This is a genomic window from Bacteroides sp. An19 (genome assembly GCF_002160215.1).
Taxonomy (GTDB): Bacteria; Bacteroidota; Bacteroidia; order Bacteroidales; family Bacteroidaceae; genus Phocaeicola; species Phocaeicola intestinalis.
Window position 1 is genome coordinate 86,069 of record NZ_NFKD01000009.1, and the last position, 15,224, is coordinate 101,292.

14 protein-coding genes are annotated in these 15,224 nt (G+C 50.1%); 10 read left to right on the forward strand and 4 right to left on the reverse strand.

All coding sequences use genetic code 11. From position 1 onward, the window contains the following. Position 1 precedes the first annotated feature (1 nt). The 4 genes from B5F25_RS06240 to B5F25_RS06255 all read right to left on the reverse strand — a co-directional run bounded on the left by B5F25_RS06240 (position 2) and on the right by B5F25_RS06255 (position 5,708). Positions 2-2,830: a type I restriction endonuclease subunit R gene (locus B5F25_RS06240; RefSeq protein ID WP_087248299.1), complete on the reverse strand. Its 2,829-nt coding sequence runs from the start codon at positions 2,828-2,830 to the stop codon at positions 2-4. 23 nt (positions 2,831-2,853) lie between these two features. After that, complete coding sequence (locus B5F25_RS06245) at positions 2,854-3,153, reverse strand: helix-turn-helix transcriptional regulator (RefSeq protein WP_087248301.1); 300 nt, start codon at positions 3,151-3,153, stop codon at positions 2,854-2,856. Between the two features lie 209 nt (positions 3,154-3,362). Next, positions 3,363-4,520 (reverse strand): site-specific integrase, encoded by a 1,158-nt coding sequence (locus B5F25_RS06250; RefSeq protein ID WP_087248303.1) that lies wholly within the window; start codon positions 4,518-4,520, stop codon positions 3,363-3,365. A gap of 24 nt (positions 4,521-4,544) precedes the next feature. Beyond that, on the reverse strand, positions 4,545-5,708 hold the full coding sequence (locus tag B5F25_RS06255; protein ID WP_087248305.1) for a site-specific integrase: 1,164 nt from the start codon (positions 5,706-5,708) through the stop codon (positions 4,545-4,547). A gap of 222 nt (positions 5,709-5,930) precedes the next feature. Here B5F25_RS06255 and B5F25_RS06260 point away from each other — a divergent pair, with 222 nt between their 5' ends. From B5F25_RS06260 to B5F25_RS06305, 10 genes are all read left to right on the forward strand, one after another. Beyond that, positions 5,931-6,962, forward strand: coding sequence for a hypothetical protein (locus tag B5F25_RS06260; protein ID WP_343206226.1), 1,032 nt, complete (start codon positions 5,931-5,933; stop codon positions 6,960-6,962). Positions 6,963-7,000: 38 nt separating this feature from the next. Continuing rightward, positions 7,001-7,615, forward strand: a complete 615-nt coding sequence (gene traK / locus B5F25_RS06265) for a conjugative transposon protein TraK (RefSeq protein WP_013619318.1) — start codon at positions 7,001-7,003, stop codon at positions 7,613-7,615. 56 nt (positions 7,616-7,671) lie between these two features. Then, positions 7,672-8,013, forward strand: coding sequence for a hypothetical protein (locus tag B5F25_RS06270; RefSeq protein ID WP_087248309.1), 342 nt, complete (start codon positions 7,672-7,674; stop codon positions 8,011-8,013). Further along, entirely contained in the window at positions 7,994-9,241 is a 1,248-nt protein-coding gene (gene traM, locus B5F25_RS06275) for a conjugative transposon protein TraM (RefSeq protein ID WP_087248311.1), read from the forward strand. Before B5F25_RS06270 ends, traM begins: the two co-directional genes overlap by 20 nt. A 26-nt stretch (positions 9,242-9,267) precedes the next feature. Beyond that, positions 9,268-10,110, forward strand: a complete 843-nt coding sequence (gene traN, locus B5F25_RS06280; RefSeq protein WP_087248314.1) for a conjugative transposon protein TraN — start codon at positions 9,268-9,270, stop codon at positions 10,108-10,110. 5 nt (positions 10,111-10,115) lie between these two features. Next, a complete protein-coding gene (locus B5F25_RS06285; RefSeq protein ID WP_087248316.1) occupies positions 10,116-10,658 on the forward strand; it encodes a hypothetical protein in 543 nt (180 codons plus the stop codon). A 76-nt stretch (positions 10,659-10,734) separates the two neighbouring features. Beyond that, a complete protein-coding gene (locus B5F25_RS06290) occupies positions 10,735-11,403 on the forward strand; it encodes a DUF1566 domain-containing protein (RefSeq protein ID WP_087248338.1) in 669 nt (222 codons plus the stop codon). A gap of 34 nt (positions 11,404-11,437) precedes the next feature. Continuing rightward, positions 11,438-13,624 carry a type IV secretory system conjugative DNA transfer family protein gene (locus tag B5F25_RS06295; RefSeq protein WP_087248318.1) on the forward strand — a complete coding sequence of 729 codons (2,187 nt, stop codon included), beginning with the start codon at positions 11,438-11,440 and terminating at the stop codon, positions 13,622-13,624. Beyond that, complete coding sequence (locus B5F25_RS06300) at positions 13,621-14,139, forward strand: glycoside hydrolase (protein WP_087248320.1); 519 nt, start codon at positions 13,621-13,623, stop codon at positions 14,137-14,139. The genes B5F25_RS06295 and B5F25_RS06300 overlap by 4 nt, the downstream gene beginning before the upstream one ends. Positions 14,140-14,250: 111 nt before the next feature. Then, a complete protein-coding gene (locus B5F25_RS06305; RefSeq protein ID WP_241148367.1) occupies positions 14,251-15,135 on the forward strand; it encodes a site-specific integrase in 885 nt (294 codons plus the stop codon). The last annotated feature ends 89 nt before the right edge of the window (positions 15,136-15,224 follow it).

Sequence of the window (15,224 nt, forward strand, 5' to 3'; positions counted from 1 at the left end):
TTTATTTCCAACTAAAAGTTCTTATTATACTACGCAACCTATCCATTATCCGTGTCAGAGCTTTACGGGTCTTAATCAGTCCAAGATGCTTTTCCTTGAGAGCTTTCTGTATAATCTCTGGCTGCTCTTTTTGCAGGTAGTCGTATTCTTTCAGGTAATGGTCAAGCACGTCTGTGGCAAGACCTTCATCCTGTGCCAATGAGTTCACGGCTTTTTCTCGTTCAGCGGAGATATATCGGTTCAGGCGTTCTTCCAGTTCGTTTGTACCGTCCGCCTTTTGCCGTTGCATCATGAAGTTCTCCTTATCTTCGTCCACATTTTTTTTGATGAAGCCGTCAATAAGTTTCGCTTTGTTACGCATTTCAGCGTCTTTTATCATCGTATCTATGATGTTCTTGCGCCGTTCTGCATAGTCCGTGCTGTACGGGTCAAGGTTGGCAATCAGTTCGAGGATATATGCCACATTGATAATGTCGCTATGCAGGAGTTCAAGGCAGAAATCAATATCTTCCAGTCCTTGTTCATCACCATAAGGTGCCAGATCTTCAGCGACAACCGAAGGATAGACAGGAGGCTCGATAAACCCGACCGTAATGTCAAGGTATTTACTCTTATAGTCGTTAAATTGCTGTTCGGTCAACCCCAAATCATCAGCATCTTCGCTGTAGTCCTCGTATATCTGGATTTCCGCATGTTTGCGAATGATGTCACGGAAAGCAAGCACAAAGTCTTTCTTGTCCTTTTCGCTCTGTAGCAGGTCAATGCTACTTGGCTCTGGGTATTTCCGCAAGAAATCCGTTGCCAACTGTTGGTATTCCTTTTTCACTTCCTCAAACGGAGGTCGTATTATTTCTTCGGGATTGTTGGAGTTGCTGAAAAGCCTGATGGCCGTATCAACATTGCTTTTCAAATCACGGAAGCATATAATTTTACCGAAACGCTTTTTCTCGTTCAGCACACGATTCGTGCGGCTGAACGCTTGCAGTAATCCGTGATATACCAAATTCTTATCCACATAGAGCGTATTGAGTTTCTTGCTGTCGAAGCCCGTCAGGAACATACCCACGACAAGGCAGAGGTCAAGCGGCTTCATGTCCGCTTTCTTCTTTTTCATGCGCAGGTTGATGTCATCGTAGTAAGCACGGAAATTCTCGGTCGTGAACGCTGTGCCGAACATTTCATTGTAGTCATCCATGATGGCTTGCAGTTCGTCCGCCTCGCCTGTGCTTTCGCTGACATACTGCCCCGTATTCATTCCCGTCTGTTCATCGTCCTGGCTGCTGTTGGCAGCGTATGTAAATACTGCGCCGATACGGATTTTCGGCTTCAACGACTTGAATATCTTGTAATAGCGGATAAGCATCGGTACGGATTGCACGGCAAACAGAGCATCAAACTCACCGTCAAAGGTTGACTTATTGAAATTATTAAGGATGAATTTGGCTATCTCCTCCATGCGGTTGGCATTGCCCTTTTCCACTTCTTCGCTTCCGTGATAATACTCCACAAGGAAGCCCAGCACGTTTTCATCGGCTATGGCATCCTTGATAAGGTATTGGTGCAGGCAGTTGCCGAATATCTCTTTGGTGGTATGCCCGTTAATGGCATTCTCCGTGAAGATGGGCGTACCAGTGAAGCCGAACACTTGGGCGTTGTCAAAGAACTTCATTATGCGCTTGTGGCTTTCCCCGAAGTGGCTCCTGTGGCACTCGTCGAATATCATCACGATACGGGAGTGACGTATGGCCTCAATCTTGTTGCTATACCACGTTTTGCTGACTGCGGCGTTGAGCTTTTGGATAGTCGTAATGATTATCTTAGAATTGCTGTGCAACCGTTTCACCAGCTCATCCGTGTTGTCCGTGCCGTCCACCGCACCCGGCTCAAAGGCTTCATATTCCGATTGGGTTTGGGTGTCAAGGTCGTGACGGTCAACCACAAACATTACCTTATCCACATCGTCCAGTTCGGAAACAAGCTGTGCCGCCTTGAATGAAGTCAAGGTCTTTCCGGCTCCTGTTGTATGCCATATATAGCCGTTGTCGTTGGAGTTCTTCACCTTATCCAATATCTTCTCCACGGCATAGAACTGGTACGGACGAAGCACCATCAGGCACTTGTCGCCCTCATGCAGCACGATGTATTTTCCTATGATTTTGCCGAGCGTACATTTCTCCAAAAATGCGGCTGCAAACTTATCCAATTCATTGAACGGCACATTGGCTGCGTCCGTCCAGTTGAACGTGAACTTATAGCCTCCGTTTGGATTGTTGGCGAAGTAGCGTGTGTTGACACCGTTGGAAATCACGAACAGTTGAATGTAATCAAACAACCCGTGATAAGAAGTCTTATGATAGCGTTGGATTTGGTCGTATGCCACCCTTAACTCTACGCCCCGACGTTTCAATTCAATCTGTACCAAAGGCAGACCGTTTATAAGAATGGTCACATCGTAGCGGCACTTCTTACGCCCTTCCACCGTGATTTGGTTGGAAACCTGAAATTCGTTCTGACACCACTGTTGACGGTTAAGGAACTCCACCCAGATGCGTTTGCCGTCCGCCGTGTCAAGCGGATAAAGGTCGCGGAGCTTCTTCGCCTTTTCAAAGCGTGTGCCTCCTTCAAGGTAGATGAGTATCTTGTCAAATTCCTCATCCGTAAATTCGGTACGGCCATGCTCCGCCAACCGCTTACGGTTGTGTATCTCCAACTGCCTCTTGAAATTGGCTTGAAGATTGTCCTCCTCGGCAATTTGGACATATTCATAGTCCATTTGCTGGAGCGTGGCGATAAGTCCGGCTTCCAATGCCGCTTCACTTTGTATAGACATATTCCTGTTCTACCTTTTATGCGTTACTTATTATCATTCAGACTTCTGATAATCTCAATTCCCAATGCGTTTTCTATCTTGCAAATGGTTTCCAACGACATATTCTTTTTGCCTTTCAGCACTTTGGATATGTATTGCTGGGTGCAGTTCATCTTTTCGGCAAGCATCTGTTGTGTCAAGCCGAGTTCCGTCATACGTTTTGACATGGCGGCGGCAATCAACTGCGAGTATTCCGCCCAATCCTTTTTATCCTGTTTCACACCAGTTTCCTGCCTTACGGCTTCCAAAGCCATACAAGGCATTTTATCTGTCGTTGTATTCATTGAAAGATTACCTTATCTTGTCTGGATGCAAAGGTAATACAATTATTCGAGAAAGCACAACCAACGAGTTGTGTTTTTGCAAAAATGTTTTCTTCTCAATAAATATGAAACATTATAGGGGTCGTTGATTTAGCGCCCTCTAAACAACTTCTACTTCAAACATAGGGGGATGTCATTTCAACACCCCCCTGTTTGGGCTATCATTCAAGTTAGAACACACCGTTTGTCAGGTTCATTGCTTCAACTTTCTTTTCCATGTTCACCTTTGCGTAAACCTGCGTGGATGCTATGCTGCCATGCCCCAAAATCTTGCTGACCGAGTAGAGTTCTGCACCTGCCGTTATCGCCAGCGTTGCCGCCGAATGGCGGCTGCTGTGATAAGTGAAGTCCTTTTCTATCCCTGCCTTGTCCTTGATGCGGCGCACGTATTTCGCCACGTTGTCGGGCTTCTTCACCAACGGGAAGATGATGCCGTCCTCTCCGTTTTCGGGTCGTGCCGGAAGCAACGAAAGAGCCAACGCATTAAGCGGCACGGCAACAGGCCGTTTGGTTTTGTGCTGGATGACCGACACCGTTTGTACGCCGTTCACGTCCTTGATGTCACTCCACCGTAGCCGTTGCATGTCACCGAGCCTAAGCCCCGTCATGCACGAGAAGCCGAAAGCCCTCTGCACCACTTCTTCCATATAGGTTTGCGGCTGTACGGCAAGAAAGCGTTTCAGTTCGTCAGCCGTCAAGTATTCACGGTGTTTGTCCGGCGCATGAAAACGCTCCTCCCTTGTAAGTTCCTGAACGGGATTGAAAGTCATTAGACCGTCACGTATGGCTTTGTTGAAAATAGCCTTTACCGTTTCCTCAAACAGCACGAGAGTATAAGCCGCCAGCTTGCCACCATTTGCCTTTATCTGTTTTCGGTTGCTGTAATTGCGCATATATCCAAACAGGCCACATACCAAGTCCCTATCCACGTCTTTCAACAGAATATCCGTTTTCTTGGCTCGTTTCAAATAAGCCTCAATCCGTCTGCGCACAACATCCTTGTGCTGTATCATCTTTTTGCAGTTGCCGTTCAGTATTGCGCACTGTACATAATCACCGCACCACTGGAGCCAGGTCATGGACTTGGCCGCTCCGTATTCTTCCCCCTTTTTCTTTTTCTCGAAAGACGGAGGGGTTAAGATGCGTTGCGCTTGTATCTCCTGCGCCTTTCGGTAGGTCTGCTCGTTTAGCACCATTGCATTGGGCGCATCATCGGGAACAAGGTATAGATGCAGGTTCTCCCTCTTGCGAAAGCCTGTTTCATAGTATTCCAGATACAGACTGCGGTTCCCGGCTGTCAACATTCTCACTTTGATTTCTACTTTCATAAAATTCTTCCTTTCTATTTTGGGTTATACAAACATATTGTTCACGAGGTTCATCGTTTCGATTTTCTTCTTATCCACTATCTTGGCATAGACTTCGGTCATGCGGATGCTTCGGTGTCCGAGTATCTTGCTCACCGTATAAAGGTCTGCGCCGAGGGTCAGCAACAGGGTCGCCGCCGTATGCCTGCTGCAATGGTAGGTGATGTGCTTCGTGATGCCAGCCTCCTGCATCCATTCGCCCAACACCACTTCCACCGTGGTAGAGGTGATGCGCAACTGGTGAAATACCCTTTCTTCGTCCTTTGACTTTCGGGGCATCCATTTCAAGGCTTCGTTGGAGAGCGGTATCGTCACCGTATTCTTGGTTTTCACTTGTTGATGTTCGATGTAAAGCGTCTTTCCGTCCGCCGCCGTGTGTATCTCGCCCCATTTCAAGGTCATCATGTCGCTGTACCGTAACCCTGTGAAGCAGGAAAACAGAAATGCCTTTTTCACAATGTCGTAGCGGCACGGTGTGGCCATCAGTTGGCGAAGCTCCTCAATGGTCAAGAACTCACGCATGGCGCTCAACTTCTGCGGCTTCTCCTTTGTTTCCAACAGTTTGAAAGGATTGCGGTCTATCAGTCCTTCGCTTACGGCCTTGTTCAGCGCGGCTGCAAGGCGGTTCATGAAGATGCGGCAGGTCGTACTGCTCAACGTCTTTTTGCCTTGGTTGAACGTGCAGGTTTTCAGAAAGGCGATGAAGCCCTTGCAGAAATCCTTGTCAACCTCTTTCAGGGCGAGGGTTGGCTTGCCTATATATAATAGGTATTCTTCCACCCTTGCCTGTGCGTTTCGCTTCGACCTCATGCTGACCGGGCTTAACCCGTTTTCCTCGGCGGTGTACTTCGCCACCCATGCGCTGAGCGTCATCCGTGCCTTTTTCACGTCCTCCCAGTTCACAAGACCCTTTTCCTGAATGTCGAGGATGCGTTGCGCCTTTATTTGCTCTGCCAGCTTGCGCGTGTTCCTGTTCTGCAACTTGGCGGCGGCATCCGTTTCAGGCACGAGGTAGAGTTTCAGACCCTCTTTCTTCCTTGCGCCACGATAGTACATGTCAAGATACAGGCTTACATTGCCATCGTTGAGCCTCTTTTCGCGTATGCGGACAGGCTCCTTGATTTTGATTTCTTTCTTCTTTCGTCCCATTTTCTTTTCTGTGTTATCCGATTCTTGGATTTGTTACTATATTGTTTATCAGTCACTTGCAAGCGTTACAAAGGTAATTAACGGCGGGACAAAAACGGGACAAAAAACGTGCTTTTATATCCCAAATTAGGCAAATATAACTATCCAATCAAAAAACGGCCTACAGTCATAACTAACTATAAATCAGTGCTATTTAACCGATTAAGTTAGATATGTTTTCCAATGGTTTTACCCGTCTGGAGTAATTGGTGGATCTTGCAGATGTGCATGGCATTGGCTGCCCTGTTCGCCATCATCATGGCGGCGGGCATGGCGTACAAGATGATGGTGAAGAAAGAACCATTGGACGTGATGAAACTGTTCAAGCCGTTGGCGGTGGCGGTCATCATGTCGTGGTGGTATCCGCCCGCCGACACGAGTATTACCAACAGCGGGAGCAGTTGGTGCGTGTTGGACTTCCTGTCCTATATCCCAAACGCCATAGGCTCGTACACCCACGACCTCTACCAAGCTGAAGCTTTGCAGATTACGGACAAATTCGAGGAAGTGCAGCAACTCATTTACGTGCGTGATACCATGTACACCAGCCTTCAGGCACAAGCCGACATTGCCCGTTCGGGCACGATGGACCCGGCGTTGGTGGAATCGACGATGGAACAGACGGGTGTCGAAGAAGTGACGGAAATGGAGAAAGATGCCAGCCGCCTGTGGTTCACCTCCTTGGTGAGCGGGGCGACCGTCTGTCTGGATAAAATCGTGATGGTAATCGCCTTAATTGTATATAGAATCGGTTGGTGGGCGACCATTTACTGTCAGCAAATATTACTTGGAATGCTGACGATATTCGGCCCGATACAATGGGCTTTCTCGCTGTTGCCCAAATGGGAAGGGGCTTGGGCCAAATGGATGACAAGGTACTTAACGGTACATTTTTATGGGGCGATGTTGTACTTCGTGGGCTTCTATGTGCTGCTACTGTTTGACATCGTATTGTGTATCCAAGTGGAGAACCTGACGGCGATAACCGCCAGCGAGACAACGATGGCGGCATACTTGCAAAACTCGTTCTTCTCGGCGGGCTACCTGATGGCGGCCAGCATCGTGGCATTGAAATGCCTGAACCTTGTACCAGACCTTGCGGCATGGATGATACCGGAGGGTGACACGGCATTCAGCACGAGAAACTTCGGTGAGGGCGTGGCGCAACAGGCGAAAATGTCGGCCACCGGGGCTATGCACTCGTTGATGAGATAAAAGAAGAATAGTGAACGACGATTATAACTGTTAAGATTATGGTCATAAAAAACTTAGAGAACAAAATCAAACTGGTGGGGATTGTCTGTGTGGCGGTCATCGTGGGATGCGTGGTCATCAGTTTGTCGAGCATTTGGACGGCAAGGGGCATGGTAGCCGATGCACAGCAGAAAATCTATGTGCTGGACGGCAATGTGCCGATACTGGTGCAGCGCACCTCGATGGAAGAAACGCTCGATGTAGAAGCCCGCAGCCATGTCGAAATGTTCCACCACTACTTCTTCACCCTTGCACCGGACGACAAGTATATCCAGTACACGATGGAGAAGGCGATGTATTTAGTGGATGAAACGGGATTGGCTCAGTACAACACTTTGAAGGAAAAAGGATTCTACAACAACATTATGGGTACGAGTGCCGTGTTCAGCATTTTCTGCGACAGCATCAAATTCGATAAGGAAAAGATGGAGTTTACCTATTATGGACGGCAGCGCATTGAGCGGCGCACCAGCATCCTGATGCGTGAATTGGTGACAGCTGGACAACTGAAACGTGTACCACGGACGGACAACAACCCGCATGGGCTGCTGATTGTGAATTGGCGTACCTTGCTCAACAAAGACATTGAGCAACGGGCGAAGAACAACTACTAACCAATTAACAATTAACAATTGATAATTGACAATTCAAATTCAAAAACATAACGATTATGGGATGGAAGAAACTGATTTTCGGAGAGAAGATGCCTGACAAGGACGACCCGAAGTATGAGAAACGGTATAAGAAGGAAGTGGAGGCAGGACGGAAAGCCGCACGTTTCCTGCGGATAGACAAGATGGCAGGGTGTGCGCAACGCTTTGCCTGCAAGCATCCGAAGTGGTTTCTCGGTATCGTGTTCGGCATCGTATTGGGATGCCTGGCACTTAATGTGTATCGCATGGTATCGGTATGCATATTACCGGACAATGGCAGGCACGCCACGGCCACCGAACGGCAGGAGATTCTTTTGAAACAAAAACAACCTATGAACCATGATGACGGACAGGATTAACTTCAGACAACCCAAGTACGTGTTGCCGGCCATCCTCTACCCTTTGTTGCTGGTGACGGGGTATTTAGTGTTTGACATATTCGACACGGAGGTAGCAGAATCGCCCACCTCCCTACAAACCACCGAGTACCTGAACCCGGAATTGCCGGAGGCGCAGATGCGCGATGACGGTATCGGAGGCAAGTATGAGAGCATGGTTAAGTCCTACGGCCGGATACAGGACTATTCCGCTGTAGAAAACATTGAACGGAACAACAATGAAACAGAGAAAGAAGATTACGATTCCCGCTATACCGATGAAGACCTTGCCCTGCTCGATTCGGAAGCAGCCGCAAGGTCGGAGGAACTGGAACGTTTGCGTGAGATGCAGGAACGCCTGCGGCAAAGCGCCGAAAGAGGCGAAGCGATGGTGGCGGACACCACCGGGGTGCAACCGTTGAGCGAAGAAGAACGCCTAGCGCGAAGCGAGCAACGGCGCAAGGAGGCCTTGGCGGAGTTGGACAAGGCACTGGCAGAAGCCAGAAAGCAAGGGCAAAAAGGATTGCAGGACGTGGACAGCACGGACACGGAGAACCTCGCCCCCACCGGCAGTGTCGCCATAGGCGGCAAGGTGGAAATCAACGAAAATGCCGTGAACGAGCTTGCCGAGAATGCCGAGAACGAGCAAGTGGTAAAAAAAGTGAAGACCTCTTCGGACTACTTCAACACCTTGGCCGAAAACGAACCGGAACCCCGCTTGATAAAGGCCATCATCGACGAGGACATCAAGGCGGTGGAAGGCTCGCGGGTGCGCTTGCGCCTGTTGGACGACGTGGAGATAGACGGCAAGGTGGTGACCAAAGGCTCGTACCTGTATGCCACGATGAGCGGCTTCGGCAGCCAGCGCGTGAAAGGGAGCATCAAGAGCTTGCTGGTGGAGGACGAATTGGTGAAAGTGAACCTCTCCCTCTACGATACGGATGGGTTGGAGGGGCTTTATGTACCCGGTAGTTCCTTCAGGGAAACCACGCAGGATGTGGCATCCAACGCCCTCGGCAGCACGATGAGCATTAACAACGGAAATACCGGGAACACCTTTGCCCAATGGGGAATGCAGGCCATACAGAACGCCTATCAGCGCACGAGCAACGCTTTGTCAAAGGCCGTGCGCAAGAACAAGGCGAAGCTGAAATACGGCACGTTCGTCTATCTGGTGAACGGCAGGGATAAAAGGGACAATAATCGTTAGACACAACAACCATAAGCAATAAGAAGATGAAACTGACATCAGGAATCCTGGCCGTTGCCGCACTGCTGGCAGGACACGCGGCCAAGGCGCAGCAGACCTACAATGAAATGGAACAGCTGACAGTGAACGAGCAGGTGACGACTGTCATTACCGCCACTGAACCTATCCGCTTCGTGGACATCTCCACGGACAAGATAGCGGGTGACCAGCCGATAAACAACACCATCCGCCTGAAACCAAAGGAGGCCGGACATGAAGACGGCGAAGTGCTTGCCATCGTCACCATTGTAACGGAACGCTACCGCACACAATACGCACTGCTTTATACGACCCGTTTGCAGGAGGCCGTGACAGACAAGGAGGTACAACCGGTAGAGATGACCGCCTACCACAATCCGGCGGTATCGCTTTCTACCGAAGACATGTACCGGTTCGCCCGTCAGGTATGGCTTTCGCCTGCCCGCTACCGGAACGTAAGTCGCAGGCAGCACCGGATGACCATGCGACTGAACAACATCTACGCTGTAGGTGACTACTTCTTTATCGACTTCTCCATTGAGAACCGCACGGACATCCGCTTTGATATTGACGAAATCCGCGTCAAGCTGGCAGATAAGAAAGTATCGAAAGCCACCAACTCACAGGTCATCGAGCTAAAGCCGGAAATGGAACTGGAACAAAAGGGATCGTTCCTGCACGGATACCGCAATGTACTGGTGGTAAGGAAAATGACTTTTCCCAATGACAAGGTACTGACTATCGAGGTCAGCGAAAAACAGATTTCAGGACGTACTATCGCCCTGAACATTGACTATGAGGACGTGCTTTGCGCGGACAGTTTCAATGAGGTCTTATTACAGGAGGAGTAAGGGAAATGAAGAATGCAGAATTAATAATTAAGAATTTGGCTGTGCGAAAAGGCTTTGTCGCACTGGTTTTCTTGTTGGCAGCCATACTGCCCGGCTTTGCTGATGACCGGCATGGCAGAATACTAATTGGAACGGGATTGCTGTATGAAAGGGGCATGGACTTGACCATCGGCTATGAGTACGAAACGAACTACCACCATGCGTGGGAGTTCTTCGGAAATGTCTATCTGAAATGGGACGAATGTGAGGATTGCGGACACGTCTGCCCCGAATTGTTCTGGAACCATTACAATACGTGGGGTGTGGGTGCTGCCTACAAACCCTGCGTGTTCCGTAGCCGTAATCACCACGGCAACCTGCGCTTGGGCGGGTCGCTGGGCTCGGATAGGGACAAGGTGCTGGGCGGCATCCATGTGGGGTATGAGCATAGCTATGCGTTGCGCAAGGGCTGGAAGCTGTTTTGGCAGGCCAAGTGCGACCTGATGATAAAAGGGGAAGATTTGTTCCGGACAGGCATTGTCATCGGCGTGAAGATACCGACAAAATGAAGAATTAAGAATGAAGAATCCGGCACGTGAAGCAGACAAATTTTACGGAATATATAATTAAGGTATGAAAGGAAAGATGAAGAAGATAGGAAAAGCGTGGGCGGCAGTAGTGCTAATGCTGGTTGCCGTCCTTGTGGGCTGTGACGGGCATCACGACCCGTTGGACACCTCGATGAAAGTAGGACATATACTTTGCACGGACGGCAAGACACGAAGCTACGAAGATTATGCGGGTTCCGGCAAGGAAGCCATAGCCGTGGTGTTCCATGTGAACCACGATGAAGAAATAAATGGCACAGGCTATGCGGTCTATTTGCACGACCTTGCCCCGGAAGCCTTTGCTGACAGTTTGGGCATTGCGCAAGGAACGTCTGCCGACTTGGCGACTTACGATGGAAACGAGAATACCTTTGCCTTGTATGACACAGACGATGTTTCTTCACCTATGGCCATGCAGGTGTTTGATATGTGGCGGTACGGGCAGAGTGCCTACGTACCTTCGGTGGCGCAGATGCGGTTGCTCTATGCCGCCAAGGAGTTTGTAAATCCCTACATAGAGGCTTGCGGCGGCGACCCGCTGCCGAACGAAGCCGATGGATGTTGGTATTGGACGAGTACCGAAGTGGAGGGGCAGGAAACCGCCAAAGCTTGGCTGTTCTCGATGGGGAGCGGTGCCATACAGGAAACGCCCAAACTGCAAGGGCACAAGGTGAGGGCGATAGTCACTCTGTATAATGAAGAATGATGAATGAATAATTAAGGATTAAGGAAAGTACGAGATGGAAGAAAGCAAGGAACTGCAAGGCGCTTACAAGATATTCCGGACGGTGGTGTACGTGTCCGTCCTGCTGGAGTTTTTCATGTATGCGTTCGACCCGGCTGTGTTCGACTATTGGAACGGCATCGTGTGTGACGTGCACGACCGCATGAAGACGTGGCTCATCTACCATGACGGCAACCTTGTGTACAGCAAGATTGCCACCTTCCTGCTTATCTGCATCACCTGCGTGGGTACGAGGAACAAGAAACACTTGGAGTTCGATGCACGGAGGCAGGTGCTTTACCCGCTGGTGTCGGGCATTGGGCTGTTGGTGCTTGCGGTGTGGCTGTTCGGGTATGAAATGGATGTCCGCCTTTACTCCATGCGCCTGAACGTCATCCTCTACATGGCGGCATCGGTGGTCGGTACGATACTGGTTCACGTGGCATTGGACAACATCTCCAAATACCTGAAGGAAGGTTTGCTGAAAGACCGCTTCAACCTGGAGAACGAGAGCTTCGAACAATGCACGGAGTTAGTGGAGAACAAATACTCGGTCAATGTGCCCATGCGTTACTATTACAAAGGCAAGTTCCGCAAGGGATGGGTGAACATCAGCAATCCGTTTAGGGGAACTTGGGTGGTCGGCACTCCGGGTAGCGGAAAGACCTTTTCCATCATCGAGCCGTTCATCCGGCAACATTCCGCAAAAGGCTTTGCCTTAGTAGTTTACGATTATAAGTTCCCTACATTGGCGACCAAGCTGTACTACCATTACAAAAAGAACCAGAAGCTGGGCAAACTGCCCAAAGGATGCAAATTCAATATTATCAACTTTGTGAATGTGGAATACAGTCGCAGGGTGAACCCGATACAGGCGAAGTACATCCCCAACCTTGCCGCTGCCAGCGAAACGGCGGAAACATTGCTGGAGTCTTTGCAGAAAGGCAAGAAAGAAGGTGGCGGAGGTAGCGACCAGTTCTTCCAGACCTCGGCAGTGAACTTCTTGGCCGCCTGCATCTATTTCTTCGTGAACTACGAACGGGAGCCTTACGACAAGGACGGCAACAAACTGTATGCGGAGAAAGTGCAGGACAAGGAGACCAAGTTCTGGAAGCCTACGGGCGTGGTGCGCGACCGCAAGGGCGGCAACATCGTGGAACCTGCCTATTGGCTGGGCAAATACTCGGATATGCCGCACATCCTGTCGTTCCTCAATGAAAGCTACCAGACCATCTTCGAGGTGCTGCAGACCGACAACGAGGTGGCACCGCTGCTTGGCCCGTTTCAGACGGCATTCCAGAACAAGGCTATGGAACAGTTGGAAGGCATGATCGGTACGCTGCGTGTCTATACTTCCCGACTTGCCACCAAGGAATCGTACTGGATATTCCATAAGGACGGAGACGACTTCGACCTGAAAGTGAGTGACCCGAAAAATCCCAGCTACCTGCTGATAGCCAACGACCCGGAGATGGAAAGCATCATCGGGGCGTTGAACGCCCTGATACTGAACAGACTTGTGACACGTGTAAATACAGGGCAGGGAAAGAACATCCCCGTAAGTATCATCGTGGACGAGCTGCCCACGCTGTATTTTCACAAGATAGACCGACTTATCGGAACGGCACGAAGCAACAAAGTGAGCGTGGCATTGGGCTTTCAGGAACTGCCGCAGTTGGAAGCCGATTACGGGAAAGTGGGTATGCAGAAGATTATCACCACAGTGGGCAACGTGGTTTCAGGCTCCGCCCGCTCTAAAGAAACGCTTGAATGGCTGAGCAACGACATCTTTGGCAAGGTGGTACAGCTGAAACGTGGCGTGACCATCGACCGCGACAAGACCAGCATCAACCTGAACGAGAACATGGACAATCTCGTGCCGGCCTCGAAGATAAGCGACCTGCCTACGGGATGGATATGCGGACAGGTAGCCCGTGATTTCGTGAAGACCAAAACCGGACGGGGCGGCAGCATGAATATACAGGAAGCCGAAGAGTTCAAGACTTCGAAATTTTTCTGCAAGACAGATTTCGACATGGAAGAGATTAAGAAAGAGGAAGACGGGTATGTGCCGCTTCCCAAGTTCTATACTTTTCCATCGAAAGAAGAAAGGGAACGCATCCTGTACCGGAATTTTGTGAAAGTAGGTCAGGACGTGAAGGAGATGATAAAGGACGTGGTAAACAAGAAAGGGGCAAGATGAGATTGGTTTTATGTGTTTTATCCCTGCTGTTCCTGTTTTCACTCAACTTGACAGCGCAAGCTTCCGACAAAGGAAAGCGGTTGAGAATATACGAATTGCCACCGTTCGAGCGTGCCATACTCTGCACCAAGCATTACGAGGGTTGGCATGGAAGCCATAAGCATCTGCCTTACATAGGATACGGGCACAAATTGTTGCCCGGTGAACGGCTGACCCATAAGATAAGCCGCGCACAGGGCGACAGCCTGCTCCGTGCCGATATGCGGAAGCTGTGCCGTATGTTCCGCCGCTTCGGTCGTGACTCGACACTGCTTGCCTGCCTTGCCTATCAGGTGGGCCCGTACCGTCTTTTGGGAGGCGGGAAGCATCCCAAAAGCAGACTGATACGCAAGCTGGAACGCGGCAACAGGGAGATCCATAAGGAATATGTGTCTTTTCGGAAATGGAAAGGCCGGGTTATCCCAAGCATAGAAAGGCGCCGACGGGTGGAACTCGCCCTGTTGTTTGAGCCATGACAAGTAGAAAAAGACTAAACCATCTGCAAACAATACGGCACGGAATGACGGAGTTTTTCAATGGTTACACTGTGTATTTTCAGTTTAATAACAAACTAAAAATCAGAAATTATGGCAACATTCAAACTGAAATTCCGCCCTTCCACCGCTGAAGGCAAGCCTGGCACTATGTATTTCCAAGTGACTCACCGCAGAAGCACGAGAACAGTTTACACCGATTACCGCGTCATGCCCGAAGAATGGGACGGGCGGACTTCGTTCATCCGCATCACCGGCACACCGGAACGGCGGGCGGAACTGCAACTGATTGCCTCCAAACTGCGGTGGGACTGCAAACAGATTACCTCGCTGATTACGGAAAAGGAACTGGCAATGGTGGAATACACGGCGGACGACATCGTGTCGGCATTCCGTCGCCTGCCGCCCTGCCAGACGTGGTTTAGTTTTATCCACGGCATGACAGCGAAAAAGCTGCGGGTCGGCAGGACGGGAACCGCCAAGACCTACCACGATGCTCTGGCGAGCTTCTTCCGCTTCCGGGGTGGCGAAGACATTGCCATCGACGCGCTGGACGCCGAGACCATGAACCTGTATGAGGCATGGCTGAAAGGGAAGGGCGTGAAGCGCAACTCCTCGTCGTGCTACCTGCGCACCTTGCGCACCCTCTACCGCAAGGCCGTAGAAGCCGGACTGACAACCGACAAGGACATTTTCCGTCACGTATTCACCGGCTTCGCCAAGACAGCCAAGCGCGCCATTCCGTTGGGTCCGTTGCGTGCCATCAGGCATCTACGGCTGCCGGAGGACTCCGCCATCGCCTTCGCAAGGGACATGTTCATGCTGATTGTCTACCTGCAGGGCATCTCGTTCGTGGACTTGGCCTACCTGAAGAAAGACGACATCTGGAACGGAACGCTACAATACAGCCGCAAGAAAACCGGACAAAGCATTACCATCGGCTGGGAATGTCTTATCCTAAAAAAAGTTGACTCATAAAAAGAAGAAATATGAGAAAAACTTTAAAGAAAGAGTATTTATCTTTGGCGTACCAATTACGTCAGGAGGGTATGAGTTATCGTGCAATA

Bases quoted from the DNA above. Each gene is read 5' to 3' on its own strand.
- B5F25_RS06295 (WP_087248318.1), top strand. From the start codon at position 11,438: ATGGAAGAAAGCAAGGAACTGCAAGGCGCTTACAAGATATTCCGGACG.
- B5F25_RS06305 (WP_241148367.1), top strand. From the start codon at position 14,251: ATGGCAACATTCAAACTGAAATTCCGCCCTTCCACCGCTGAAGGCAAG.
- B5F25_RS06245 (WP_087248301.1), bottom strand. From the start codon at position 3,153: ATGAATACAACGACAGATAAAATGCCTTGTATGGCTTTGGAAGCCGTA.
- B5F25_RS06300 (WP_087248320.1), top strand. From the start codon at position 13,621: ATGAGATTGGTTTTATGTGTTTTATCCCTGCTGTTCCTGTTTTCACTC.
- B5F25_RS06240 (WP_087248299.1), bottom strand. From the start codon at position 2,830: ATGTCTATACAAAGTGAAGCGGCATTGGAAGCCGGACTTATCGCCACG.
- B5F25_RS06270 (WP_087248309.1), top strand. From the start codon at position 7,672: ATGGGATGGAAGAAACTGATTTTCGGAGAGAAGATGCCTGACAAGGAC.
- traK (WP_013619318.1), top strand. From the start codon at position 7,001: ATGGTCATAAAAAACTTAGAGAACAAAATCAAACTGGTGGGGATTGTC.
- traN (WP_087248314.1), top strand. From the start codon at position 9,268: ATGAAACTGACATCAGGAATCCTGGCCGTTGCCGCACTGCTGGCAGGA.
- B5F25_RS06255 (WP_087248305.1), bottom strand. From the start codon at position 5,708: ATGGGACGAAAGAAGAAAGAAATCAAAATCAAGGAGCCTGTCCGCATA.
- B5F25_RS06250 (WP_087248303.1), bottom strand. From the start codon at position 4,520: ATGAAAGTAGAAATCAAAGTGAGAATGTTGACAGCCGGGAACCGCAGT.
- B5F25_RS06260 (WP_343206226.1), top strand. From the start codon at position 5,931: ATGGTTTTACCCGTCTGGAGTAATTGGTGGATCTTGCAGATGTGCATG.
- traM (WP_087248311.1), top strand. From the start codon at position 7,994: ATGATGACGGACAGGATTAACTTCAGACAACCCAAGTACGTGTTGCCG.
- B5F25_RS06290 (WP_087248338.1), top strand. From the start codon at position 10,735: ATGAAGAAGATAGGAAAAGCGTGGGCGGCAGTAGTGCTAATGCTGGTT.
- B5F25_RS06285 (WP_087248316.1), top strand. From the start codon at position 10,116: ATGAAGAATGCAGAATTAATAATTAAGAATTTGGCTGTGCGAAAAGGC.